The 659-nt window shown below is 59.8% G+C and carries 2 protein-coding genes; both read right to left on the reverse strand.

Annotation, left to right across the window (positions count from 1 at the left end):
* Nucleotides 1-226 (reverse strand): hypothetical protein (locus ACPYOP_RS32940; RefSeq protein WP_481414383.1); only part of this gene is annotated, 226 nt, incomplete at its 3' end.
* Nucleotides 219-434 carry a ribbon-helix-helix protein, CopG family gene (locus ACPYOP_RS32945; protein WP_208245931.1) on the reverse strand — a complete coding sequence of 72 codons (216 nt, stop codon included), beginning with the start codon at nucleotides 432-434 and terminating at the stop codon, nucleotides 219-221. The genes ACPYOP_RS32940 and ACPYOP_RS32945, both read right to left, overlap by 8 nt.
* Nucleotides 435-659: the final 225 nt, after the last annotated feature.

Here is a 659-nt window from a genome sequence, read left to right on the forward strand (position 1 = left end):
TGTCTGGCTGGCGATCGTGTTCTCCTCCTTCTGCTGTTCGGAGGATACCCTGGCGTAGATCGCGGCGGCCTTCATCGCTCTTCCCTCTCACGCGCGGCTCGGCGCTGATCGCACGGAACTGCTCTGGGACCAATATCCCAAAGACTTGCTCCAGTTTGACGGCGAGGAGACGATCGAAGGCATGCTCGAACTGGATGCTGCGATCATGGCCGCGCCGTTTAACCATGGCCGCCAGCTTCGCCGAGGAACGCCCGCAGCGCCCGGCTGACCATCTCGCTGATCGTCGTTCCTTCCGCCGCCGCCCGCGCCCGGACGGCATCGACCAGGTTCGGCGGAAGCTTGAACGTCACTGCTGCGGCTGGCTCGACAACCGGCACGGGGCGACCGATCAACTGCGCCTCCTCGATGTAACGATAGGCCTGACGTCGGGACATTGTGAATTCGCGCGACAACGACAAGGCAGCCTCCGTCACACTCAGCCCGCGCGCGAGTAACCCATGGGCCGTGTTGAGACGTTCCGCTTTTTGCGCATCGGTCGATCGCGACATGTGACATATATATATTACCTTTTGAGACGAATATCAAGCACAGAACGAGAACGATCGAGTGGAATCCTCCGCTCGAACGTAAAGTTACCTTTTGCGTTCGGGGAGTGATAA

This window comes from Rhizobium sp. KNZ2-6A (assembly GCF_056755475.1).